Origin of the sequence: Brucella sp. 22210, from assembly GCF_052045675.1 — a bacterium.
In the GTDB taxonomy this organism is placed as follows: Bacteria; Pseudomonadota; Alphaproteobacteria; order Rhizobiales; family Rhizobiaceae; genus Brucella.
Genome location: NZ_JBQEPD010000002.1, coordinates 332,238 through 354,401 on the forward strand (window position 1 = coordinate 332,238; position 22,164 = coordinate 354,401).

The window sequence follows — 22,164 nt, forward strand, 5'->3', positions numbered from 1 at the left end:
GGCCATTTTTGCAAAAATGCCCCTAACCGAAAGCGCTCAAGATGATATCTGCCCGCCTCGCACGCGTTCTCGAACAGAGAAACATCCATTACGGATGGGTTGTCGCCGCCATTACCTTCCTGACCATGCTGGCAACGGCTGCCGCCATGGGGTCGGCAGGCATATTGATCGAACCGCTCCAGCGCGAATTCGGCTGGACCAACGCCAATATCTCCTTTGCCATGGCGCTTCGTCTGGTTCTGTTCGGCCTGATGGGACCGTTTGCGGCCGCCTTCATGAACCAGTTCGGCCTGCGCCGCGTTGTGACCGCAGCGCTGATCCTGATCGCCAGCGGCCTTCTCGGCTCCATCTTTATGACGGAGGAATGGCAGATGGTGGGCCTTTGGGGCGTCGTGATCGGTGTCGGCACCGGCATGACCGCGCTCGTGCTGGGTGCAACGGTTGCCGCCCGCTGGTTTGAAAAGCGCCGTGGCCTCGTGGTCGGCCTGATGACCGCCAGCAATGCCACTGGCCAGCTGGTTTTCATGCCGATCCTCGCCAGTGTCAGCCAGACCATTGGCTGGCGCGCATCGCTTACCATCGTCATCGGATTCCTGACCGTTGCGCTGTTGCTGGTTCTCGCTTTGATGCGCGATCACCCGGCAGATATCGGCCTGAAGCCCTATGGCCGCACGGCTCCGCTGCCAGCACCTGAACCGAAGAAGAGCTTTGGCGCCATGCTTGCCTCGCCGCTGGTGACCCTGCGCGAAGCGTCCTCGACCTCCACTTTCTGGGTGCTGTTCCTGACCTTCTTCGTCTGCGGTTTCTCGACCAACGGCCTCATCCAGACCCACTGGATCACGCTTTGCGGTGACTACGGCATCGCGCCGGTTGGTGCAGCCGGAATCCTCGCAGTCATCGGCGCATTCGACCTGATCGGCACGATCATGTCCGGCTGGCTCTCCGACCGTTTCGACAATCGCTGGCTGTTGTTCTGGTTCTATGCGCTGCGCGGCCTGTCGCTGATCTATCTGACCTTCACCGACTTCTCGGTTTATGAACTGGCGCTGTTCGCCGTCTTCTACGGTCTCGACTGGGTCGCAACCGTACCGCCGACGGTGAAGCTCGCCGCCGAACGTTTCGGCCCGGAAAAGGCCGGTCTGGTCTTCGGCTGGGTGTTCACAGGCCACCAGATTGGCGCCGCTGCCGCCGCCGGTTTTGCGGGCTTCGTCCGCACCGACTATGACAGCTATACGCCAGCACTCGTTCTGGCTGGCGCCATGTGCCTTGCTGCGGCGGCGATGGTATTCATCATCAACCGCCCTGCCCCGCGCGTCGTTCTGCAGGCTTCATGACGCGACCGGCTTTTTGCCCTTCCTGTTCAGTGCCAGCACACCGACACTGGTCAGGAGCGCGGCGAGCGTGTCGGTAAAGCCCGGCACTTCGCCAAGCAGGACAAGGGCAAGAACCAGCGTGATGACGGGGATCAGCGCCGAAAGTGCAGCCCCGGCCGCCGTTCCCAGCAGAACAACAGCGCGGTTGAAGGCAAAGACGCCAAAGGCCGAAGTGAGAACGCCCTGATAAAACCCTTGCAGGGTGATATCGCCCCAGGATGTTGCACCAAGCCCCTTGGGCAGAAAAAGCGCATAGATCGGCAGATAGAACAGGGCCGAGGCGACCGCTGAAAGCGCCGTCGCGTGCAGCCCGTCCATCCCCTTGCTGCGAAACACCATGACATAGATCGCCCATATCAGCGCCGCTGCGAAGAAGGCGATGTGTCCGATCATTTCCTGCCCGCCCAGTTGCGACAGCCCGGCGATCAGCATGCTGCCGATCAGGATCAGAACCACCCCCAGCCAGCGCGACATTGCAAGACGTTCTCCCAGAAGCACCACGCCCAGAATGGCCACGAGCACTGTCATGATGCCCGGAATGAGCGCTGCCGCACGGGATGCGGGGGCAAATTGCAGACCATAGGCGGTCATCAGGGCATAAGGCGCACCTGCGCCGGAAACCAGCAGCACAAAGCCCGGCAGCCCAAGCTGTCGAAAGCCAAAGCCCTTCAGGACAACAATCGGCAGCAGCACCAGCCCCGCCACGCCAAAGCGCAAAGCGATGATATCGAAAGGCGTAAGCGCGGTCTTGAACCCGAAACGTGTCAAAACGAATGATCCGGACCATACCAGAACCCCGGAAAGCCCCCAGGCCAGACCGCGTATGGTATCAGATGTCGAACGTGTCGGATTGTTGTCGGCGATGGCGGTCATGGTTGCTCGCTGCGGGATTGTCGAAGAAGAGCCGGACTATTGCACTCTTCGCCGCGACGGACACCACGGATAAGCGAGATATGAGATATTAGAGTTTCTTATGCCGTTTTGCTTTTGGCATCCTGCGCCACATCGCAGAACCGTTCGACCAGATGGCGGACCGGACTGTCCGCCCGAAATACGATATAGACAGTGCGAAATGTCGGCGGATTGAGACGGAGCGCCCGCAATCCGTGCAGGTCCGCACCCGGCAGGCTGATCTCCGATAAAAGCGTGGTGCCAATACCATGCCGCACCATTTCCAGCACGGTGGCCACATCACGGGTGCGTACCTGCTCGCTGCAGGTCTTACCATCGCCGTGAATGATGCGGTCGATGATCATCTCACAGCCTGCGGCGGCAATCAGCTGGCGATCCCGCAGGGTCTCGACGGCGACCCTGTCGTGCCGCATGAATGGATCGTCGCTGCGTCCCACCACGACAAGCTCCTCCTGACCAATGTCGCACGCTTCCAGCTCCGGTGTGGGCAGCGAGGTTATGCCAAGATCGGCAATGCCGTCCCGCACCCACTGGCTCACGACATCATGTCCGCCTTCGAAAGCGCTGAGTTCAATAGCCGGATAGAGCCGCTGAAAAACTTTCCGCAAACCGGGCAAAACATATTCGAGTTGGCTTGGAATGGCCGCAATACGGAGCCGTTCGGGGCCCGCTGAAACACTGCTTCGTGCTTGCAGCTCTATCCGCTCCACCGCTGCAAGAGCGGTCCTGGCATCGTCGAGGATAGACTGGCCAAAGGCGGTCAGGGTTGCGCCGTCTCGTTTGCGCGCCAGCACGTCAAGGCCCAGCATCTTTTCCAGCGTCGCAATCGCCTGACTGGCTCCTGATTGCGTCAGACCCAGCTGGCGCGCCGCAGCACCGACGCTGCCGGTTTCGGCGACAGCTTGCAGCAGACGTAACTGGACCAGACTGATCTTCATCGCTTTGGTTCCAACTCAATCTCTCAATAAGGCATCGCCCCAATCGGCGCGGCGCGCCCAGCGGAACAGGTCCCCATCGCGCTTGGTCAGCAGACGTTCGTCCGCGCTGCCGTCATCCTTGCAGAGCTTAACCGAAACTTTGCCACCGCCAACCCTCGTCGGGGCAACGACCCGCGCTTCAACGGCATCGGACGGTTCACGCATGGCGGCGAGATAGATGAACTTCTCATCCTCCCACGGCACTTCCGCATCCTTGGTCATGCGGTGAATGCGCGAACGGGCAACGCGGCGTGAGAAATGGCACCAGTCCGGTGCGACCAGCGGGCAATCCAGTTGGTGCGGGCAAGGCGCGGCAATCGTTGCACCCAGCCCGATCAGCGCCGTGCATGCATCAAGAATGCGCTGCCAGCCCGCAGGCGTGCCCGGCTCAACAATCACGAACATCTGCCGTGCAGACGCCCAAAGCTGCGCAACCAGCTTGCGCCGATCATCGGGCCCCAGCTCATCCAGCACATAGGCAATGGTGACGAGATCGGCTTGCGGAAAATCGAGCTTTTCCTTCACCACATCGCCGGCGCGCCAGTCGAGCGATGCCAGACCGCTCTGTGTGGCCAGACTGCTACCAACGGCGCGAATGGCCGGGCTTGCTTCGATCATCGTGGCGTTTTCAAGCGACGGCCAGCATCCCCGAGCCGCCCATAGCGCCGTACCCGGCCCAGCGCCGACATCCAGCATCGATTGCGGCGCGAAATCCGGGCAGACTTCCGCAGCACTGTCGAGGCTTGCGCGGACCGCCGCATAAGTGGCAGGCAGCCGCGCCGCGAGATAGGCTTTCGCAGCCAGATCGTCGGAAATATGCAGGCGACCGTCCCGCGTCTCGGCGCGATAGCGGCGCGACAGCAGGTCGGAGGCGCGCTTGAGATCGGCCAATGCCACGCCCTCAAGCGCGGCATCCACCGCCTGTCGCAAAATCGGAGGCAGTTCCATTGCCCGTCAGCGCTCCAGAACCTGCTTCACGTCGACCAGATTGGAACGAACGCGCAGGATATAGAAGCCCATCGTGGTCAGATGCGACGGTGTAAACCACGCATCCGGGCTGCCGTTGGAAACGATGAAAGGCTGCATGTCGAGCGCCGAACGCATCTGCTTTTCCATCTCGTCCCACACACCGTCGAGGTGCTTTTCAGCCAGCACGCCGCGGAAATCGGAATGCGCCGAGCGGAGCAGGCCGTAATAGGCGTAGAGCTGACCATAGGCGAACCAGAAGCGGTCATCCGCACGGGTGTCGAACCAGCCATTATGATAGTTCTCCGCGCGGTCTTTGAGGATCGCCGAGGTGGAACCCAGATCGCTGGCGATACGGTCGACAAACTGGATCAGATTGTCGGCGCGGGCATCAAACGTGGCCTGACAGTTTTCAAGGCGCGTATTGAACGAACGCAGATCCTTGATTGCCGAACGATAATAGCTCGGCGTCGGGGTCTTCGGACCGAACGGGCTCAGGCCGAAATACCAGGAATCCTCGGCAAACTGCAAATTGCCACGCGCCTTTTGCAGATCGCCATCGATCTGCGATGTGCCGCGCAGACGGCCGATATTGTCCACCAGTTCAATCGCCGTACGACGCACGGCGGCATTGATACCACGCTGGAACGAGGCCTTGTTGTCGAGAAACGGTGTGCGATCCCAGTCAAGACCGAAGAAGCCGGCCTTGTAGAGCAGCATGGAGGAAATCCACGCATTCTGGTTCACATTGAAATCGGTGAGGTCTGCAGCAACCTCGGCAATCGCCGAACGCGAGCACTTGCGCGCCGTTGACGGAATTTGTGCCGCCTGAACCGGCTGTGCAGTCTGTGGCGTTTCGGAAGACGGTTGGTCATTGCCCGATCCGGTCGCGGTTCCGGTGGATGGTGCCGGTTCCGGGGCTTGTGCTGGCGCAGCGGGTGCGGGCTGCGAACTTACTTCCTCGCCGGGCGTCTGGGCGGTCTGATAACTATACTTTGCCGGATAGTCCGGATCGAAATTGGTCCAGACCTGAGTCTGCCAGATAAAATAGATATAGAGCGCGGCCAGACCGACCACGACGACGCCAATTATGGCTTTCCACAATATTCCGAACTTAAGATAAAGCCGCCACAAAGCGGCCAGCGGAATGGCTATCAGCCGGGCCAGACCCGCAATCATACGACCTAGGAAGGAGAAAACGGCCCGCACTGCATTCCACACTATCGATCATCCTTCATTTGGCCCGCAATTCCGGGACTTCGAACCATTTTCGCTCACGCGCCGATCCGTCCGCAAAAAACGTCGTTTCCCGAAAAGGCGCGAGCAAGAAACGTTGTTCCCTTTCAAATAGAGTGCGCTTGTCTTTTCGACAACCGGGATCGCTCATCCAACTGATTTTATCCGGCATTTTGGCGTGGCAGGGTTGAAACCGGGGAGCTGATCCGTAACATGGCGCAACTTCGAGCCGTTCCAGAAAAAGTGCGGGATATTTTTCATTCTCATCACGACAAAAGAGACAGACGTCGCAATCGAGAATATTTTCGCCGCTGTGGTACTTGAACGGCGCAATCTTTGGTGTTTGCTAAAGCCGGAACCGGAAAAATAAGCAAACCGTCAAAACGGCCCGGAAATGGAGAGAACAATGAAACTGACCTATACGCTTGCCTTTGCTGCGCTTGCCACGGGAACGGCAATGCTTGCAGCACCCGGCGCCAGCTTCGCGGAAGAGCCGAAAAGCTGCTCGACGGTGCGCTTCTCCGATGTCGGCTGGACCGACATTACCTCGACAACTGCGGTTGCGACCGAAATTCTCAAGGGCCTCGGCTACAAGACCGATATCAAGGTTCTTTCCGTGCCGGTGACCTATGCGTCGCTGAGCAAGAAGGACATTGATGTCTTCCTCGGCTACTGGAACCCTTCCATGAGCGCCGATCTCAAGCCTTATCTGGATGACAAGAGCGTCGAAACGCTGCGCACCAATCTGACCGGCGCGAAATACACGCTTGCCGTGCCGACATATGCCGCCAATGAAGGCCTCAAGGACTTCAAAGATATCGCCACCTTCAAGGACAAGCTTGGCGGCAAGATTTACGGCATCGAGCCGGGCAATGACGGCAATCGTCTGATCCTCGACATGATCAACAAGGACGCCTTCGGCCTGAAGTCGTTCGAACTGGCGGAATCCTCCGAACAGGGCATGCTTGCGCAGGTCGCGCGCGCCGTCAAAAGCAAGGAGCCGATCGTGTTCCTCGCCTGGGAACCGCATCCGATGAACAAGCGCTTCGAGATCACCTATCTCACCGGCGGCGATGACTTCTTCGGCCCGAATCTCGGCGGTGCCAAGGTCGAGACCAATGTGCGCAAGGGCTACACGCAGGAATGCCCGAATGTCGGCAAGTTCCTGACCAATCTGGAATTCAACCTCGATCTCGAAAACGAGATCATGGGCAAGATTCTCGATGACGGTCAGGAGCCTTCGAAGGCGGCGACCGACTGGCTCAAGGCAAATCCGGCTGTGCTCGACACGTGGCTCGCTGGCGTGACGACCGTTGACGGCAAGGAAGGTCTGCCAGCTGTCAAATCGGCCCTCGGCCTCTGACGCGCAGCACTCGCAGGCCGCGGCTAAACCCGCGGCCTCGTTATTTGCGGGTAGCCGTATCCTTTCCATCAGAAAACGCAGCAGGAGACTTCATCGTTGAACTGGCTGACGGACTATAAAATCCCGGTTGGACCGACTGCAAAAACGGTCGTGGACTGGCTGACGAACAATATGGGCGGCTTTTTCGACCTGCTGGCAGCGGTCATGCAAAGCATGATTGACGCCCTGCTTTTCGTCCTGAAACTGCCCCATCCCCTGCTCCTGATCGCCATATTCGCGGTGATTGCCTGGTTTATCCAGCGGCGCATTTCTGTGGTCGTCCTGACGATCCTGGGCTTTCTGTTCATTCTCAATCAGGGTTACTGGGACCGGACGCTGGAAACGCTGACGCTGGTGCTTTCATCCTGCGTTCTCTGCATGGCCATCGGCGTTCCGCTCGGCATTGCCGCAGCCCATCGCCCGACGCTTTATGCCGCCATGCGCCCTGTGCTCGATCTGATGCAGACGCTGCCAACCTTCGTCTATCTGATCCCGGCCATTGTATTCTTCGGCATCGGCATGGTGCCCGGCCTGCTTGCCACAGCCATTTTCGTTCTGCCCGCGCCTGTGCGCCTGACGCATCTTGGCGTTTCATCCACCCCATCCTCGTTGATTGAGGCGGGCGAAGCCTTCGGAGCTTCGCGATCGCAGCTTCTCTGGAAGATCGAGCTGCCCTATGCCATGCCGCAAATTCTGGCGGGCCTGACCCAGACGATCATGCTGTCGCTTTCGATGGTGGTCATCGCGGCGCTCGTCGGTGCAGACGGTCTTGGCGTTCCGGTTGTTCGCGCGCTGAACTCGGTCAACACCGCGCTCGGCTTCGAGGCAGGCCTTGTCATCGTCGTGGTCGCCATCGTGCTCGACCGCATCTTCCGCGCTGGCAGGGAAAAATAGCATGGTCCCGAAAAGTGGGAACCGGTTTTCGGTTCGGATCATGCTCAAACAAAAGTCAGGAGATTGCGGATGACCATTATCGCACTCGAAGACGTCTGCATCATTTTCGGCAAGAACACGGACAATGCGCTGGCGCTGGCCGATGGCGGCGCAACGCGATCCAAGATTCAGGCCGAAACCGGTCATGTGCTTGGCGTCCATAATTGCACGCTCGACATTGAAGAAGGCGAAATCCTTGTTCTGATGGGCCTGTCCGGTTCCGGCAAGTCCACGCTGCTGCGCGCCATCAACCGGCTCAATCCGATCTCGCGCGGTCGCGTCACAGTACAGGACGGCGACCGTGGCATCGATGTCGGCAAAGCGGATCGCAACACGCTTCGCCACCTACGCACCGAACTCGTTTCGATGGTGTTTCAGCAATTCGGTTTGCTACCGTGGCGCACCGTTGAGGAGAATGTGGCTTTCGGGCTGGAAATCTCCGGCATGGGCAAGGAAGACCGCATCAATAAGGCCCGCCAGCAGCTTGAACTGGTTGGCCTTCAGGACTGGGCCAAACGCAAGGTCGGTGAACTCTCTGGCGGTATGCAGCAGCGTGTCGGCCTCGCCCGCGCCTTTGCTACCGGCGCACCGATCCTGCTGATGGACGAGCCATTCTCGGCGCTCGATCCGCTGATCCGCACAAGGTTGCAGGACGAGCTTCTGGCCTTCCAGTCGCGGCTGAAGAAAACCATCGTTTTTGTGAGCCACGATCTCGATGAAGCCATGAAAATCGGCAATCGCATCGCGATCATGGAAGGCGGACGCATTGTTCAGTGCGGAACGCCGCAGCAAATCCTGCTGCAGCCAGCCGATCAATATGTCGCCGATTTCGTCGCCCATATGAACCCGCTCGGCGTGCTGCGCGCGGGCGATATCATGACGCCATTCGACCGTAACGCCGCCCCGCGCCCCTTTGCGGCGACTGCCCGCCGGGAAACGCTGGTGCGCGAGTTGATGAACGCCGTTGCAGACAGTAACGGCGATGTCGGCATCGTCGAGAACGGAAACATCGTCGGCAAGGTTGCGGCGGACGATATCGTCCGGGCGCTTGCCTGGCACCAGCAGCGCGCTGGATAAAAACAAAAACGCCGCCTCAAAAAGGCGGCGTTTTTCATGAGTATCGAAGCGAGTTTAAGCCTGCGCTGACTGTCTGGCAGCAGCACGCGCTTCAACGCGGGCGCGAATGGCATCGACATCCGCACGTGGCGTCGCGGCAAACAGCTTCTTGGTATAATCGTGCTGCGGATTGTTGAACACGTCGTCACGCGACCCGTATTCAACCACCTCACCGAAATACATCACCATCACCTCATCGGCGATATAGCGCACCACCGAAAGGTCGTGGCTGATGAAGACGTAGGTCAGGCCGAACTCTTCCTGCAGGTCGGACAACAGGTTGAGAACCTGTGCCTGCACCGACAGATCGAGCGCGGAAACCGGCTCGTCGAGAATCAGCAGCTTCGGATTGAGCATCAGCGCGCGCGCAATGGCGATACGCTGGCGCTGACCGCCGGAGAACATGTGCGGATAGCGGTTGAAGTGCTCGCGACCGAGACCGACCTTCAACAGCATCTGCATCGCCTTGGCGCGACGCTCTTCAGCCGACATGTTCGTGTTCAGCAACAGCGGTTCGGCCAGTACGTCGCCGATCTTCTGGCGCGGATTGAGCGAACCATAAGGGTTCTGGAACACGATCTGCACCTTCTGGCGCATTTCAGGCGTCAGCCCGTCACGAGCGATGTTCACATCCTTGCCGCCGATTTTCAGATCGCCGGAAGTCTGTGGATCGATCATGGTCAGGATGCGCGCCAGCGTGGACTTGCCGCAACCGGATTCGCCCACGATTGCCAGCGTCTTGCCCTTTTCTAGCTTGAAGCTGACGCCCTTGACGGCATGAACCACCTTCGGCTTGCCAAACAGGCCGCCGCCGACATGATAGTCGCGCTTGATATCGCGCGCTTCGAGAACAACCTCGCTCATCGCGCTTCTCCTGCACTGCTATTGTCAAAGACGAAATCGGACACCGTCGGCAGACGGTCGCCGGTCGCATTTTCCGGCAAAGCCGACAGAAGCGCACGGGTGTAAGGGCTTTGCGGCGCGGAGAACAGCGACAGCACGTCGGCGTCTTCCATCTTATGGCCCTTATACTGCACGATGACCCGATCCGCCGTTTCGGCGACGACACCCATATCGTGGGTGATCATGATCAGACCCATGCCATGTTCCACCTGGAGTCGCATCAGGAGATCGAGGATCTGCTTCTGGATCGTCACATCGAGCGCTGTGGTCGGCTCGTCAGCGATCAGGAGCTTCGGATTGCAGGCAATCGCGATAGCAATCATGACACGCTGGCACTGACCGCCCGACATCTGATGCGGGAAGCTGCCCAGACGCTCGGCAGCGTCGCGGATACCGACAAGCTCTAGCAGTTCGATAGCGCGGGCACGGCTCGCCGACCCGTTCATACCCATATGCTGCTTGAGCACTTCCTCAAGCTGATAGCCAACCGTGAAGCACGGATTGAGACTGGCAATCGGCTCCTGGAAGATCATCGAAATGTCGCGACCAATGATCTGGCGGCGCTCCGAACTGGAGAGCGTGCGCAAATCCTTGCCGTCGAACGACATCGTGTCTGCCGTCACAGTCGCGGTCTTGGGCAGAAGGCCCATAACGGCCAGCATGCCCACCGACTTGCCCGAACCGGACTCGCCGACAATGGCCAGAACTTCACCCTTGTCGACCTTGATATCGATGCCGTCGACCGCCTTGAATGGACCGGTCGAAGTATCGAACGAAACCGTAAGGTTCTTGATTTCAAGCAAAGCCATCGATCAGCTCCTCTTGAGTTTCGGGTCAAGCGCATCGCGCAGACCGTCGCCGATCAGATTGATGGCGAGAACAGTGATCAGGATCGCCAGACCCGGGAAGGTCACAACCCACCAGGCGCGCGTGATGAATTCCCGTGCTTCGGCAAGCATGGTGCCCCATTCCGGCGTAGGCGGCTGTGCGCCCATGTTCAGGAAGCCGAGGGCCGCCACTTCGAGAATGGCGTTGGAGAACGACATGGTGGCCTGAACGACCAGCGGCGCCAGACAGTTCGGCAACACGGTCTTGAACATCAGACGCAGCCTGCTTGCACCGGCAAGCTTGGCAGCCGTCACATATTCCCGCTCCTTTTCCGCCATCACCGCAGCACGCGTCAGACGCGAAAAGTGCGGCAGCAGAACCAGCGTGATCGCGATGACTGCATTCGTCAGGCCCGGCCCGAGAATAGCTACCAGCACCAGCGCCAGAAGCAGCGACGGGAAGGACAGCATGATATCCATGACGCGCATGAAAGCGGCATCCACGGCCCCGCCCAGATAACCGGCCAGCACGCCAATCGTGATGCCGACGCACATCGAGATCACCACGATTACGAAGCCGACCAGCAGTGAATATTGCGCGCCGTAGATCAGGCGGGACAGGATATCGCGGCCCACGGCGTCGGTGCCGAGAAGGAACGACGTCGAGCCGCCTTCCTGCCATGCCGGAGGCTTCAGGAAGAATTCGCGGAACTGTTCCGTCGGATCATGCGGCGCGATCAGCGGCGCGAAAATGGCCATCAGGACGATGGCGATGAAAACCCAGAGGCCGATGACAGCGCCGCGATTGACGCTGAAATAAAACCAGAAGTCCTTCAGCATCGCCATGCGGCTGACGCCGGGCGTGGCGGTATCCGTGGCGACGGGTGTGTTTGTTACATTGCTCATTGGAACCTCACCTGTGCCGGATACGCGGATTGACCAGACCGTAGAGCAGATCGACAATCAGATTGACTGCCATAACCAGCCCTGCGATCAGCAGAAGTCCGCCTTGCACGACCGGATAATCGCGGCGAGAGATCGAATCGAGCATCCATTTGCCGATGCCCGGCCAGGAAAAGATCGTTTCCGTCAGGATTGCGCCAGCGAGAAGCACGCCAACCTGCAGACCAATGGTCGTGATCACCGGAATGAGTGCATTGCGAAGCGCATGCAGTCCGACAACCCGGCGGGTCGACAGGCCCTTGGCGCGCGCCGTGCGCACATAGTCTTCGCCCAGCACTTCCAGCATTGCCGAACGGGTCTGGCGCGCAATGACCGCAAGCGGGATAGTCGCCAGCACGATGGTCGGCAGGACAAGATGAGACGCAGCCGATGCAAAAGCACCCTTCTGCCCCGACAAAAGGCTGTCGATCAGCATGAAACCGGTGACGGGCGGGAAGAAAAACAGCAGCGAAATACGGCCCGATACCGGGGTCAGCTGCAGATAATTCGAGAAGAAAATGATGAGGAGCAGGCCCCACCAGAAGATCGGCATGGAATAACCGACAAGGGCGACACCCATCAGCGACTGGTCGAACCACGACCCGCGCTTGACGGCTGCAACAACGCCCGCCGGAATACCGATCAACACGGCCAGAATGATTGCGCAAACGCTCAATTCCACGGTAGCCGGGAAGAGCGAAAAGAACTCGGTCAGGACCGGCTTCTTGGTGACGATCGAAAGGCCGAAGTCGCCATGCAACAGGTTCCAGACATAGTCGAGATATTGCTGCCAGAGCGGACGGTCGAAACCGAATTGCGCCATAAGCTCAGCATGACGCTCGGGATTGACACCACGTTCACCGGCCATCAACAGCACCGGATCGCCCGGCAGCACGCGCACGAAACCGAAGGCGACGATGGTAATCCCGATGAAAGTCGGCACCAGATAGGCCAACTTATTCAGAAAAAAACGGAACATAGAATAAACTCCGACCGGGAGCGGAGGGTTGACCCCTCCGCTCCCGGCCGCTGGTGTTGAGACGAATTACTCTGCGATATCGACGCCGGTGAAGCGATGGATACCCACTGGGTCCATCTTGTAGCCGGAGACCTTGGAGGACATCGGCATGAACACGGTCGAGTGGTCGAGAGTTGCCCAAGGAGCCTGCTCCTTGAAGACGACCTGCGCCTGCTCATAGAGCTTGGCACGTTCGCCCTGATCGGCAGTGACCTTGGCCTTCTGGATCAGATCTTCAAACGGCTTGTAGCACCACTGGGCACGGTTGTTGTTGCCAACGCCCGAGCAGCCGAGCAGAACGCCGAGGAAGTTGTCCGGATCGCCATTGTCGCCGGTCCAGCCCATGATGGCCGCACCGTCACGGTCCTTGTCGGACGACTTCTTGAGGTATTCACCCCATTCCATCGAAACGATGTCCACGCCAACGCCAACCTTTGCGAAGTCCGACTGGATCAGCTCGGCCACGCGGCGGGCATTCGGCATGTACGGACGGCTGACCGGCATTGCCCAGACCTTCATCTTCAGGTCCTTGACGCCAGCAGCTTCAAGCGCCTTCTTGGCTTCTTCCGGGTTGTACTCGTCGTCCTTGACGTCGTTGTTATAGCCCCACATTGTCGGCGGGATCGGGTTCTTGGCAACTTCGCCCGAACCCTGGAACACGGCGTCGACGATGGCCTTCTTGTTGATGGCCTGGTTCAGCGCCTTGCGCACTTCAGGCTTGTCGAACGGAGCGACCAGCGTGTTGTAGGCAAGATAGGCAACGTTCAGACCTGGCTGTTCGTCAACCTTGAGGTTCGAATCGGCCTTCAGACCTTCGATGTCCGCCGGAGCCGGATAGGACATGATGTGGCATTCGCCGGCCTTCAGCTTCTGCGCGCGCACAGCCGGATCGGTCGTGATCGCGAAAACGAGATCATCGATCTTTTCCTTGCCGCCCCAGTAATCCGGGTTAGCCTTGTAGCGGATCACAGCGTCCTTCTGGTAGGCGACGAAGGTGAACGGGCCGGTTCCAAGCGGGAACTGGTTGAGATCATCCATCTTCTTGTCGGCCTGAAGCTTGTCGGCATATTCCTTCGACAGGATGGATGCGAAATCCATGGCCAGATCGGCGAGGAACGGAGCTTCCGGACGGCTCAGCACGAAGGTGACGGTATGGTCGTCCACGCGCTTGATCTCCTTGATCAGCGTCGGGAATTCCATGCTGTCGAAATATTCGTAGGAAACACCGGCGGTATATTCGTGCCAGGGATTGTCCTTCTTGGCCTGACGCTCGAACGAGAAGATCACGTCATCGGCGTTGAATTCGCGCGTCGGCGTGAAAAAGTCGGTCGTCTGGAACTTCACACCCTTACGCAGGTGGAAGGTATATTCGAGGCCGTCCTTCGAAACGTCCCAGCTCTCGGCGAGACCGGGTTCAATCGTGGTTTCGCCATGCTTGAACTCGACGAGACGGTCATAGGCCGTGCGCGACGAAGCATCGAACGTATCCCCGCCCGTATAGGCAGCCGGATCGAAGCCTTCAGGCGAAGCCGGCGAGCAGTAAACGAGTGTCTTGGCAGATGCAGCACCGCTCATAAGAGCCACCAGCGCGGTTGCAGCCAGGAGTGTTTTGTACATTTTCATTTTATTGTCCGCCTCCACGGAAAAGTCTGCCGCGCGCACCCCATTGCTCGCAGCTTGGCCTATCGAAACGCTTGGTTCCCTACTTTGCAAGCGCAATTGTTAGAACCAGTTCACATTCTTATGCGTTTACCACCTATATTTTTAGATTTTAATTTCTTCGAAACGCCATATTGCGGAAAATTGCGCTAAGAGCGGTCAAATCATAATATTATTTGCGTGAATTTTCGCATAGGGTCATGCAGCTGTCGCATAGCGCCTCTGGAATCGCCGGAATTGCGGGCAATATCAGCGGCAGGCCCCTGTTTTATCGCCAGAAAATCGACTAAGAACTAGACAAAAGAACTCATATTTACGGCGACCCGATGACCGAGACCAAAGAAAAGACCGAATCTCCTATCAGGCCGACAACGCCGGAAGCCATTCAGCTCGCCAAAACATTGATGCGCACGGCGCGCTATGGCGCCCTTGCCGTGCTGGATGCGAAAACCAGCCGCCCGCTGGCAAGCCGCGTGGCAACGGCCACGGACACGGACGGCACACCGCTCATTCTGGTTTCGGGACTGGCGGCCCATACGCCAGGTCTGCTTGCCAACCCCGCTTGTTCACTATTACTTGGCGAACCCGGAAAAGGCGATCCGCTTGCCCATCCGCGCATCACCCTTCACTGCGAAGCCGCCAAGGTCGAGCGGACAGCGGACGACTATCCGCGCATTCGCCGCCGCTATCTGAACCATAATCCCAAAGGCGCGCTTTATGTCGATCTCGGTGACTTCGCGTTCTTTCGCCTGCATGTTTCGGGCGCCAGTCTGAACGGCGGGTTCGGCAAAGCCTTCAATCTCACATCGGAAGACCTAATCTGTCCCGCCCACATAGCCGAAAGTATAGCTCCCAACGAACAGGACTTTCTTGATAGCGTCATAGAAAGTGGAGAAGATGCGATTGCTGCCCTTGTTACCGAAATGATCGGCGCAGCAGCAAAGCCATCGAAGGTCGCGGGGATAGACCCCGACGGTATCGACATTGCGGTTGGCAATGAGATGGTGCGACTCTCCTTTTCGCAGCGTTGCGGCACGGTCGCAGAAATACGCTCCGAACTGGCAAAAATGACCGCCGCGCCCCGCTGAAACAAATTCACTGTCTTTTTGGGACAAATTTGCGCGATTTAAACACGAGCGCATTTAAGCAAGGCCTTTTCAAACGAAATGGCAGCCTTTAAATTTGAATGCGTGTTCCAAAAAGGAACCGTCATTTGAAACTACCAGCGGTCTTACGGGGGTATGACAGCAAATGAACCAAGAACATACTTTTTGTGATTTAACAGAAAATGCAGATCAGGCAGCAGATTTTCTTTCAGCACTCGCAAACAACAAGCGACTATTGATTTTATGCAAGCTGCTACACAATGAAATGTCGGTTGGCGCGCTCGCCAAGGCGATTGACCTCAGTCAGTCGGCTTTGTCGCAGCATTTGGCCAAATTGCGGGCTCTCGACCTCGTTTCGACCCGACGCGATGCCCAGACCATCTACTATATGGTTTCGTCACCGCATATCGAGTTGATGTTGTCGACACTCTCAAGTCTCTATATGAGTCCGACACCGCGCCGGCAGGAACAGCCGGTACTAGCCATCGCTTAAGCATGAGGTTACAGCCGTGCAATGAAATCAGAAGATCATTTGCACGGCTGTCTCCAACGCATAGACGATCCGGACGACGACCGCCTTTCCCCCTATCGTGACATTCGCGAAAAAGACCTCGTCGGACGCCAGAAGCGTTTCATCGCCGAGGGCAAAGTCGTCATCAATGTCCTGTTCTCCTCCACGACACGTTTTGAGACAGAATCGTTGCTCGTGCTGGAAAATCGGCTCGAAGGGCTGACGGAACCGCTGGCGCAGATCCCCACAGGCACCCCGGTCTATTGTGTACCGCAAGCCGTCATGGATGCTGTTGCTGGCTTTCATGTGCATCGCGGCATTCTTGCCGTCGGACGCCGCAAGCCCCAGCCGGAATTGGCTGACTTGCTGGCCGCGCTCCCGCAACAATCGCTCGTCACAGTGCTGTGCGGCATATCCAATCATGACAATGTCGGCTCCATCTTCCGCAACGCTGCCGCCTTCGAGGCCGATTGCGTGCTGATGGACGAAACCTGCTGCGATCCGCTTTATCGCAAGGCCATTCGCGTCTCTGTAGGCGCGACGCTGAAAGTGCCCTATTTCCACGGCGGACGCATTGATGAGATTCTCGCCGCCTTGCAGGATGCAGACTTCAACGTGCTGGCGCTCAGCCCATCGTCAGAAACCAGCATCTATCAGGCGACCGGACATGATCGTCAGGCGCTGTTGCTTGGCACGGAAGGCGAAGGACTGCCACAGCGGCTTCTGGAGCGGCTCCAGACAGCCCGCATTCCCATGTCGAAGGAATTCGACAGCCTGAATGTTGCTACCGCCTCCGGCATCGCCCTGTCGCGCTTCAGCCGGTTTCAGTAGACCTCGCGCTCTAGTATTTGTTTTTCCGCACATCCCGAAAACCGTTTTACACTTTTCGGGATGTGCTCCCAGCAATCGGTAAAAGCGCAGCGGTCAGCCGCCCGTCAATGGCCGCCAGCCCAGCGGCAATCATTGCCATGCCGATAAAATGCTTGGCTTGCAGGGTCTCACCCAGAAACAGCACGCCGAGCAGGATCGCACTGACCGGTATGAGAAACGTCACCAGCATCAGATTGACCGCACCCGCCGTCGAGAGGATGCGGAAGAAGAGCACATAGGCAAGCGCAGTTGAGAGCAGCGCGATACCGGCCAGCGCACCCCAAGTGGCAGCGCTTGGTGCGGCCAGCGTCCACGGATGATCCACGATCAGGGCAACCGGAATGAGCATGACGGTCGTTGCCGTCACCTGACCGGTGGCCGTGATCAGCGGCGCGACGCCCATCGCCTTGAAACGGCGTCCGAAAATACCGGCGAAAGCATAGGAAAGTGCCGCGCAGAGAATAGCAAGCTGCGGCCAGAGATTATGGCCAAGTCCACCAATGGCGTCGGGTCCGATCATGATCGCCACACCGCAGAAACCGATCAGAACCCCGACGACCTTGTTGCGGGTGATCTTTTCGTCCGCGGTGAGAAAATGCGCAACGATCACGCCGAATAGCGGTGTCGTCGCATTGAGGATGGAAGCAAGCCCGCTGGCAATCTGCGTCTGGCCCCAGACGATGAGACAAAACGGCAGCAGGTTGTTGAGAAATCCCATACCGAAAAAGGCAACCCAGATGCGCCGGTCCTTCGGCATGGACAGGCCCATCAAACGGATCAGTACCATCAGGGCGAGCGCCGCCAGAGCAACGCGCAGCGTGACAATGCTGAATGGCGGCAGTTCCCGAACCGCAATGCCGTTGAAGAAGAATGACCCGCCCCAGAGCACGGAAAGCACGAGCAACATGCCCCATTCTTTCCAGCCCATCACCTTTTGCGTCGTCATCGCCAGCACTCCCGAAATTCAATAATTGGGCTCTACCATAGCCAGACTAGGCCAACTGAGCCGGATTGACTTCCCGTTTATCGCTTTTAAATTCAACGCTTGGCAAACGAGTGTTTCTCGCAGGATGAGTGAGTAAAACTAAACCATGCATGCACCACTCCCCTCCCTCAACGGGCTGCGTGCGTTTGAAGCCACAGCCCGGCGCGGCAGTGTAACATTGGCGGCGCAGGAACTGAATGTGACGCCCGGCGCTGTCAGCCTTCAGGTGCGCGAACTGGAAATGTCGCTTGGCATCACGCTGTTCACGCGCAAGCCGCGCCGTCTTATCCTGACAACGGATGGCGAACAGTATTTTGCGGCTTTGCGCACGGCATTCCGCACCATTCGCGAGGCAACGGCGCAGCTCAAAACCCGGGCGCTGCCCATACTGACGATCAGTTGTACACCCAGCTTTGCCATTCAATGGCTGACGCCGCGGCTTTCGCTTTTTGAAGCGCTGCACCCGCAGGTCGATCTGCGCATCAGCCCATCCAACCGGATTGTCGATCTTGAGCGCGACGGCATCGATGTTGCGATACGCCATGGCTTCGGAATCTATCCCGGGCTGGAAAGCGAGCGGCTGATTGATGATGATCTGACGCCGGTGTGCAGCCCTTCCCTTTTGACGGGCAAGGATCGCGATCCTGCAGTGCTCGAAAACTTTACCCTGCTCCATGACGAGCATAGACATGACTGGCGTTTATGGCTGGAGGCGGCGGGTCTGAGCACCATCGACGCATCCAACGGGCCGATCTTTCTCGACAGCAATGGCGCTATTGAAACAGCGAAAGCCGGGCATGGCTTTGCATTAGTGCGCCGGTCTCTTGTGGCGCGCGAGATGGAGGACGGCGTTCTGGTTGCGCCCTTCTGTCAGGAAGTCGCCAAGGGTTTCGCCTATCATCTGGTCTATCCGGCAACGGCGCTGGAACGACCCATCGTGGCCGCGTTCCGGGATTGGGTGCTGTTGCAGGCAAAAAAATAGGCGGGTGCAAACACCCGCCTATGATTTGTTTTGATCTCTGAACCCGGCTCAGGCCGCCGAAGCACTCGCCGTGCTGGCCACCAGACGGCGTAGCATTTCTTCTGCCTGCGGTTCGCGTTCGGAACGACCGATGAAACCGCCACCGAAAACGCGCGCCGTATTGCTCTCGTCGGAATAAAGCACGCAGGCCTGTCCCGGTGCGATGCCGCTTTCGCCATCCACCAGTTCGACCCAGGTCTTGCCGTCGGAGTGGCGCAGAACGGCCGGACGCGGCGGACGCGTGGAGCGAACCTTGGCAAAAACTTCCATTCCGCCTTCCGGCAGATCGTCAATTGGGCCATCGCCCAGCCAGTTGATATCGCGCAGGAACACCTTGTGCGTTTCCAGCGCCTCACGCGGGCCGACGATAACGCGCGCATTGGCGGCATCGAGATGCACGACATAAAGCGGCTCACCAGTTGCAACGCCGATACCGCGACGCTGGCCGACCGTGTAATGCACGATCCCATCGTGACGGCCAAGCGTGCGACCGTCGATATGAACGATATCGCCCGGATTGGCCGCTTCCGGCTTCAGCCGGGAAATAATGTCGGAATATTTGCCCTGCGGCACGAAGCAGATATCCTGACTATCCTGCTTCTTGGCGACCGTCAGGCCCATTTCCTCAGCGATTTCACGCACCTGCGCCTTTGGCAGATGGCCAAGCGGGAAGCGCAGATAATCGATCTGCTCCTGCGTGGTCGCGAAAAGGAAATAGCTCTGGTCACGATCCGTATCGACCGGACGATAGAGCGAGCGATGCGCACCATTTGCGCGGCTGCGAATATAGTGACCCGTCGCCAGAGCATCCGCACCAAGATCGCGCGCGGTCTGGAGAAGATCAGCAAACTTGACCGTCTGGTTGCAGGAAACGCATGGGATCGGCGTCTCACCGCTGACATAGGAATTCGCGAACGGGTCGATCACGGCTTCGCGGAAACGCGCTTCGTAATCGAGAACGTAATGGGGAATGCCGAGGCTTTCCGAAACGCGGCGGGCGTCTTCAATATCCTGTCCTGCACAACAGGAGCCGGCGCGATGAACCGCTGCGCCATGATCATAAAGCTGCAGCGTCACGCCGACGACGTCGTAACCTTCACGTTTGAGAATCCCGGCCACAACAGATGAATCGACGCCGCCCGACATGGCGACGACAACGCGCGTGTCTTCCGGCTTTCCCGGCAGATCGAGGCTGTTCAGGCTCATGATTGATTCCAGCTTCCGGGCATGCGCCCTGCTTCTCAAAATTCAGATTTCTAAGGCCTATATAGGCGAAACTGCGGCAATTTGCCAAGGTGTCGCATAATAAACATTGGTCGAATTGCGACCTGGCCCCCACACTTCACCGTGAAATTCACCGAAAAATGCCCAAATGTCGTCGGGCCATTCATTTTTCTTCGAAAATTTTTCAAGTGTTACCAGAGTGTTACCGGCAGTTTAGGTAATTTTTAAAGCTGTGGCGCTAGTCTCACACTCGATTAGGTCCTTGAGTGTTGTGTAGAGAGTACAATGACCGATCTGGTAAGACCGCGTATAAAGTATGTAATTGGTCCCGATGGCAGCCCGCTGACCATTGCGGACCTTCCCCCCGCCAATACAAGGCGCTGGGTCATCCGCCGCAAGGCCGAAGTTGTCGCTGCTGTTCGCGGCGGACTTCTGAGCCTTGAGGAGGCATGCCAGCGTTATACATTGACGGTGGAAGAGTTCCTTGGCTGGCAGTCCTCGATCGATGAGCATGGTCTCGCCGGTCTCCGGACGACCAGAATTCAGCAATATCGGCACTGATGGATCGTGCCGGGTTGAACAGTCGTTCAATCATTCGACCGATTCAGCCCATAGATCTGACAAATTGAAAACCGGCCCTCTGGGCCGGTTTTTGTTTGCGCAATTCATTCCTATGTTGAAGACTGTGTGTGTTCAATCTGGAGGATGGCATGAGCGGAAATATCGAGATTCGCAAGGAAGACAGTTCCGACGGCGGGCGCTATGTGGCGTCGCTGGATGGCAGCGAAGCCGAAATGACCTACACCAAGCTGGGGCCTTCGCTCATTTCCGTCGATCATACACGCGTGCCGGAGTCCATGCGCGGCAAGGGTGCGGCACAGGCACTGGCCAAGAACGCCATTCTCGATGCGCGCCGCAATGGCTGGAAAATCATTCCGCGCTGCAGCTTCATGCATGCGCAGGCAACGCGTCACCCCGATTGGTCTGATGTGATTACCAACGGCTGATAAAGCCGGCAGGAAACTGAAACGCCGACCGGATTGTTATCTGGTCGGCGTTTTCGCGAATCATGAATGACGGGATCGGAGAACGATCAGCCCTTCGGCAATTCCTGAATGCGGCTTGCGAGGCTTTTGGAAACAGCCTTGCCGTTCTTCCCGCTTTTGCCACCTGCCGCCGTCTCTGCGGCTTGCAGAATGCCGTGAATAGGCGAATCGGGGCCTTCCTTTTCTGCGGTTGCAGCAACCATCCGGGCAGCAAGCTCCGCCATCTCCTCGCGAAGCGCTGCATTCTGGCGCGTGATCTCCGCTTGATCCTGATCGGACAGCGAAACAGCGATAGCACCGCTGCGCGAAAAGCGTTCCAGCTTTTCCTGTGCGTCGGACAGTTCGGAAATCAGCTTTTCCAGCTTCTGCTGCAAATCGCCGTTTCGGCGTTTCTCGCTCTTCAATTCAGTCTGCGCCGAGGTGAGCTGCGTTGAAAGCTCGTTATAGCGGGCAGTTGCTTCCTTACGGTCACGGCGCATCTCGGTTATCTCGCTCGACAAGCGGCCACGTTCAGCCTCATTAGCGCTTATCTCGATACGCAGCGTATCCGCAAGCCCTTCCAGCGCAGTGTAATGACTTTGAACGCGTTCAAGCTCAGCTTGCAGGATTTCGGACTTTTCCGACGCCGTCTCTTGCGACGACTTGGCCTCTGACAGCGTCTGATCCTGATCCACCAGTTTCTTCTCGATGGTGGACTGGCTTTCCTCAAGCAACGGAATGCGCTTCAGCTCTTCATATTGACGCCCAAGGGTAACCGCCTGTTCGGCTGCCTTCTGGCGTTCCCGCTTCAACTGCTGCTCCAGCTTGCTGATCGCGACGGCGAATTCCGCACGCAAGCCATCCTTGTCAGCCCGGATTTCAGCAAGCGTGATCGGCAGTTCGGCCTGAACCTGCCGTCGCGCCAGAAAGAAAGCGCGCCGCCAGACCGATGGCCCAAGCAGGATCAGGACGAAAACCGTCACAAGAACGCCAAGCAGGAAGAAGAGTGCCGACTGGATCAAGGTTTCACACGAAGTTGAGCTTTTTGCAGCCAAACAGAACCATCAACTGATGGTAGCGCATAGGTCTGGAATGCGCAAAAGGCTTTCTTGCACCGAAACATTCCGGGTGCAAAACAGCCTTCGCGCAGCCAAAATT

22 protein-coding genes are annotated in these 22,164 nt (G+C 58.1%); 10 read left to right on the forward strand and 12 right to left on the reverse strand.

Features of this window, described 5'->3' with window-relative positions:
- Positions 1–41 precede the first annotated feature (41 nt).
- Positions 42–1,334 (forward strand): MFS transporter, encoded by a 1,293-nt coding sequence (locus ACTJKP_RS04480; protein ID WP_440629815.1) that lies wholly within the window; start codon positions 42–44, stop codon positions 1,332–1,334.
- Here ACTJKP_RS04480 and ACTJKP_RS04485 read toward each other — a convergent pair.
- The 4 genes from ACTJKP_RS04485 to ACTJKP_RS04500 form a co-directional block, all read right to left on the reverse strand.
- Positions 1,329–2,246, reverse strand: coding sequence for a DMT family transporter (locus ACTJKP_RS04485; protein ID WP_440629816.1), 918 nt, complete (start codon positions 2,244–2,246; stop codon positions 1,329–1,331). The two genes, ACTJKP_RS04480 and ACTJKP_RS04485, sit on opposite strands and share 6 nt — an antisense overlap.
- Before the next feature lie 98 nt (positions 2,247–2,344).
- Positions 2,345–3,223, reverse strand: coding sequence for a LysR family transcriptional regulator (locus ACTJKP_RS04490; protein ID WP_440629817.1), 879 nt, complete (start codon positions 3,221–3,223; stop codon positions 2,345–2,347).
- 15 nt (positions 3,224–3,238) lie between these two features.
- Entirely contained in the window at positions 3,239–4,210 is a 972-nt protein-coding gene (locus ACTJKP_RS04495; RefSeq protein WP_440629818.1) for a small ribosomal subunit Rsm22 family protein, read from the reverse strand.
- Between the two features lie 6 nt (positions 4,211–4,216).
- Positions 4,217–5,407: a DUF2333 family protein gene (locus ACTJKP_RS04500; protein WP_440629883.1), complete on the reverse strand. Its 1,191-nt coding sequence runs from the start codon at positions 5,405–5,407 to the stop codon at positions 4,217–4,219.
- A 451-nt stretch (positions 5,408–5,858) separates the two neighbouring features.
- On the opposite strand from ACTJKP_RS04500, the gene ACTJKP_RS04505 reads away from it, so the two are divergent.
- From ACTJKP_RS04505 to choV, 3 genes are all read left to right on the forward strand, one after another.
- Complete coding sequence (locus ACTJKP_RS04505) at positions 5,859–6,827, forward strand: choline ABC transporter substrate-binding protein (RefSeq protein WP_078338783.1); 969 nt, start codon at positions 5,859–5,861, stop codon at positions 6,825–6,827.
- A 96-nt stretch (positions 6,828–6,923) separates the two neighbouring features.
- Entirely contained in the window at positions 6,924–7,760 is an 837-nt protein-coding gene (gene choW, locus ACTJKP_RS04510) for a choline ABC transporter permease subunit (protein ID WP_078338784.1), read from the forward strand.
- A gap of 69 nt (positions 7,761–7,829) precedes the next feature.
- Positions 7,830–8,876 (forward strand): choline ABC transporter ATP-binding protein, encoded by a 1,047-nt coding sequence (choV, locus tag ACTJKP_RS04515; RefSeq protein WP_440629819.1) that lies wholly within the window; start codon positions 7,830–7,832, stop codon positions 8,874–8,876.
- A 54-nt stretch (positions 8,877–8,930) separates the two neighbouring features.
- On the opposite strand, the gene ACTJKP_RS04520 is transcribed toward choV, so the two are convergent.
- The 5 genes from ACTJKP_RS04520 to ACTJKP_RS04540 all read right to left on the reverse strand — a co-directional run bounded on the left by ACTJKP_RS04520 (position 8,931) and on the right by ACTJKP_RS04540 (position 14,228).
- A complete protein-coding gene (locus ACTJKP_RS04520; RefSeq protein WP_440629820.1) occupies positions 8,931–9,779 on the reverse strand; it encodes a dipeptide ABC transporter ATP-binding protein in 849 nt (282 codons plus the stop codon).
- Positions 9,776–10,627 (reverse strand): ABC transporter ATP-binding protein, encoded by an 852-nt coding sequence (locus ACTJKP_RS04525; protein WP_440629821.1) that lies wholly within the window; start codon positions 10,625–10,627, stop codon positions 9,776–9,778. Before ACTJKP_RS04525 ends, ACTJKP_RS04520 begins: the two co-directional genes overlap by 4 nt.
- Before the next feature lie 3 nt (positions 10,628–10,630).
- On the reverse strand, positions 10,631–11,491 hold the full coding sequence (locus ACTJKP_RS04530) for an ABC transporter permease subunit (RefSeq protein ID WP_162762627.1): 861 nt from the start codon (positions 11,489–11,491) through the stop codon (positions 10,631–10,633).
- Between the two features lie 67 nt (positions 11,492–11,558).
- Positions 11,559–12,566: an ABC transporter permease subunit gene (locus ACTJKP_RS04535; RefSeq protein WP_440629822.1), complete on the reverse strand. Its 1,008-nt coding sequence runs from the start codon at positions 12,564–12,566 to the stop codon at positions 11,559–11,561.
- 66 nt (positions 12,567–12,632) lie between these two features.
- Entirely contained in the window at positions 12,633–14,228 is a 1,596-nt protein-coding gene (locus ACTJKP_RS04540) for an ABC transporter substrate-binding protein (protein ID WP_078338790.1), read from the reverse strand.
- A gap of 362 nt (positions 14,229–14,590) precedes the next feature.
- Here ACTJKP_RS04540 and ACTJKP_RS04545 point away from each other — a divergent pair, with 362 nt between their 5' ends.
- From ACTJKP_RS04545 to ACTJKP_RS04555, 3 genes are all read left to right on the forward strand, one after another.
- Positions 14,591–15,352, forward strand: a complete 762-nt coding sequence (locus tag ACTJKP_RS04545) for a HugZ family protein (protein ID WP_440629823.1) — start codon at positions 14,591–14,593, stop codon at positions 15,350–15,352.
- A 163-nt stretch (positions 15,353–15,515) separates the two neighbouring features.
- A complete protein-coding gene (locus tag ACTJKP_RS04550) occupies positions 15,516–15,863 on the forward strand; it encodes an ArsR/SmtB family transcription factor (RefSeq protein ID WP_078338792.1) in 348 nt (115 codons plus the stop codon).
- Between the two features lie 21 nt (positions 15,864–15,884).
- Positions 15,885–16,712 (forward strand): TrmH family RNA methyltransferase, encoded by an 828-nt coding sequence (locus tag ACTJKP_RS04555; RefSeq protein WP_440629824.1) that lies wholly within the window; start codon positions 15,885–15,887, stop codon positions 16,710–16,712.
- A 46-nt stretch (positions 16,713–16,758) separates the two neighbouring features.
- On the opposite strand, the gene ACTJKP_RS04560 is transcribed toward ACTJKP_RS04555, so the two are convergent.
- Complete coding sequence (locus ACTJKP_RS04560; RefSeq protein WP_440629825.1) at positions 16,759–17,697, reverse strand: DMT family transporter; 939 nt, start codon at positions 17,695–17,697, stop codon at positions 16,759–16,761.
- Between the two features lie 145 nt (positions 17,698–17,842).
- Here ACTJKP_RS04560 and gcvA point away from each other — a divergent pair, with 145 nt between their 5' ends.
- Positions 17,843–18,718, forward strand: a complete 876-nt coding sequence (gene gcvA, locus ACTJKP_RS04565) for a transcriptional regulator GcvA (RefSeq protein ID WP_440629826.1) — start codon at positions 17,843–17,845, stop codon at positions 18,716–18,718.
- A gap of 48 nt (positions 18,719–18,766) precedes the next feature.
- On the opposite strand, the gene mnmA is transcribed toward gcvA, so the two are convergent.
- Positions 18,767–19,963, reverse strand: a complete 1,197-nt coding sequence (gene mnmA / locus ACTJKP_RS04570; protein WP_440629827.1) for a tRNA 2-thiouridine(34) synthase MnmA — start codon at positions 19,961–19,963, stop codon at positions 18,767–18,769.
- 303 nt (positions 19,964–20,266) lie between these two features.
- On the opposite strand from mnmA, the gene sciP reads away from it, so the two are divergent.
- Positions 20,267–20,542, forward strand: a complete 276-nt coding sequence (sciP, locus tag ACTJKP_RS04575; protein WP_010659559.1) for a CtrA inhibitor SciP — start codon at positions 20,267–20,269, stop codon at positions 20,540–20,542.
- A gap of 149 nt (positions 20,543–20,691) precedes the next feature.
- Entirely contained in the window at positions 20,692–20,988 is a 297-nt protein-coding gene (locus ACTJKP_RS04580; protein ID WP_078338875.1) for a GNAT family N-acetyltransferase, read from the forward strand.
- 86 nt (positions 20,989–21,074) lie between these two features.
- On the opposite strand, the gene ACTJKP_RS04585 is transcribed toward ACTJKP_RS04580, so the two are convergent.
- On the reverse strand, positions 21,075–22,028 hold the full coding sequence (locus ACTJKP_RS04585) for a hypothetical protein (RefSeq protein WP_440629828.1): 954 nt from the start codon (positions 22,026–22,028) through the stop codon (positions 21,075–21,077).
- Positions 22,029–22,164 lie beyond the last annotated feature (136 nt).

Bases quoted from the DNA above. Each gene is read 5' to 3' on its own strand.
- ACTJKP_RS04545 (WP_440629823.1), top strand. From the start codon at position 14,591: ATGACCGAGACCAAAGAAAAGACCGAATCTCCTATCAGGCCGACAACG.
- choV (WP_440629819.1), top strand. From the start codon at position 7,830: ATGACCATTATCGCACTCGAAGACGTCTGCATCATTTTCGGCAAGAAC.
- ACTJKP_RS04535 (WP_440629822.1), bottom strand. From the start codon at position 12,566: ATGTTCCGTTTTTTTCTGAATAAGTTGGCCTATCTGGTGCCGACTTTC.
- gcvA (WP_440629826.1), top strand. From the start codon at position 17,843: ATGCATGCACCACTCCCCTCCCTCAACGGGCTGCGTGCGTTTGAAGCC.
- ACTJKP_RS04495 (WP_440629818.1), bottom strand. From the start codon at position 4,210: ATGGAACTGCCTCCGATTTTGCGACAGGCGGTGGATGCCGCGCTTGAG.
- sciP (WP_010659559.1), top strand. From the start codon at position 20,267: ATGACCGATCTGGTAAGACCGCGTATAAAGTATGTAATTGGTCCCGAT.
- ACTJKP_RS04480 (WP_440629815.1), top strand. From the start codon at position 42: ATGATATCTGCCCGCCTCGCACGCGTTCTCGAACAGAGAAACATCCAT.
- mnmA (WP_440629827.1), bottom strand. From the start codon at position 19,963: ATGAGCCTGAACAGCCTCGATCTGCCGGGAAAGCCGGAAGACACGCGC.
- ACTJKP_RS04490 (WP_440629817.1), bottom strand. From the start codon at position 3,223: ATGAAGATCAGTCTGGTCCAGTTACGTCTGCTGCAAGCTGTCGCCGAA.
- ACTJKP_RS04580 (WP_078338875.1), top strand. From the start codon at position 20,692: ATGAGCGGAAATATCGAGATTCGCAAGGAAGACAGTTCCGACGGCGGG.
- ACTJKP_RS04555 (WP_440629824.1), top strand. From the start codon at position 15,885: ATGAAATCAGAAGATCATTTGCACGGCTGTCTCCAACGCATAGACGAT.
- ACTJKP_RS04560 (WP_440629825.1), bottom strand. From the start codon at position 17,697: ATGACGACGCAAAAGGTGATGGGCTGGAAAGAATGGGGCATGTTGCTC.
- ACTJKP_RS04540 (WP_078338790.1), bottom strand. From the start codon at position 14,228: ATGAAAATGTACAAAACACTCCTGGCTGCAACCGCGCTGGTGGCTCTT.
- ACTJKP_RS04530 (WP_162762627.1), bottom strand. From the start codon at position 11,491: ATGGCGATGCTGAAGGACTTCTGGTTTTATTTCAGCGTCAATCGCGGC.
- ACTJKP_RS04520 (WP_440629820.1), bottom strand. From the start codon at position 9,779: ATGAGCGAGGTTGTTCTCGAAGCGCGCGATATCAAGCGCGACTATCAT.
- ACTJKP_RS04485 (WP_440629816.1), bottom strand. From the start codon at position 2,246: ATGACCGCCATCGCCGACAACAATCCGACACGTTCGACATCTGATACC.
- ACTJKP_RS04505 (WP_078338783.1), top strand. From the start codon at position 5,859: ATGGAGAGAACAATGAAACTGACCTATACGCTTGCCTTTGCTGCGCTT.
- ACTJKP_RS04525 (WP_440629821.1), bottom strand. From the start codon at position 10,627: ATGGCTTTGCTTGAAATCAAGAACCTTACGGTTTCGTTCGATACTTCG.
- ACTJKP_RS04500 (WP_440629883.1), bottom strand. From the start codon at position 5,407: ATGATTGCGGGTCTGGCCCGGCTGATAGCCATTCCGCTGGCCGCTTTG.
- ACTJKP_RS04550 (WP_078338792.1), top strand. From the start codon at position 15,516: ATGAACCAAGAACATACTTTTTGTGATTTAACAGAAAATGCAGATCAG.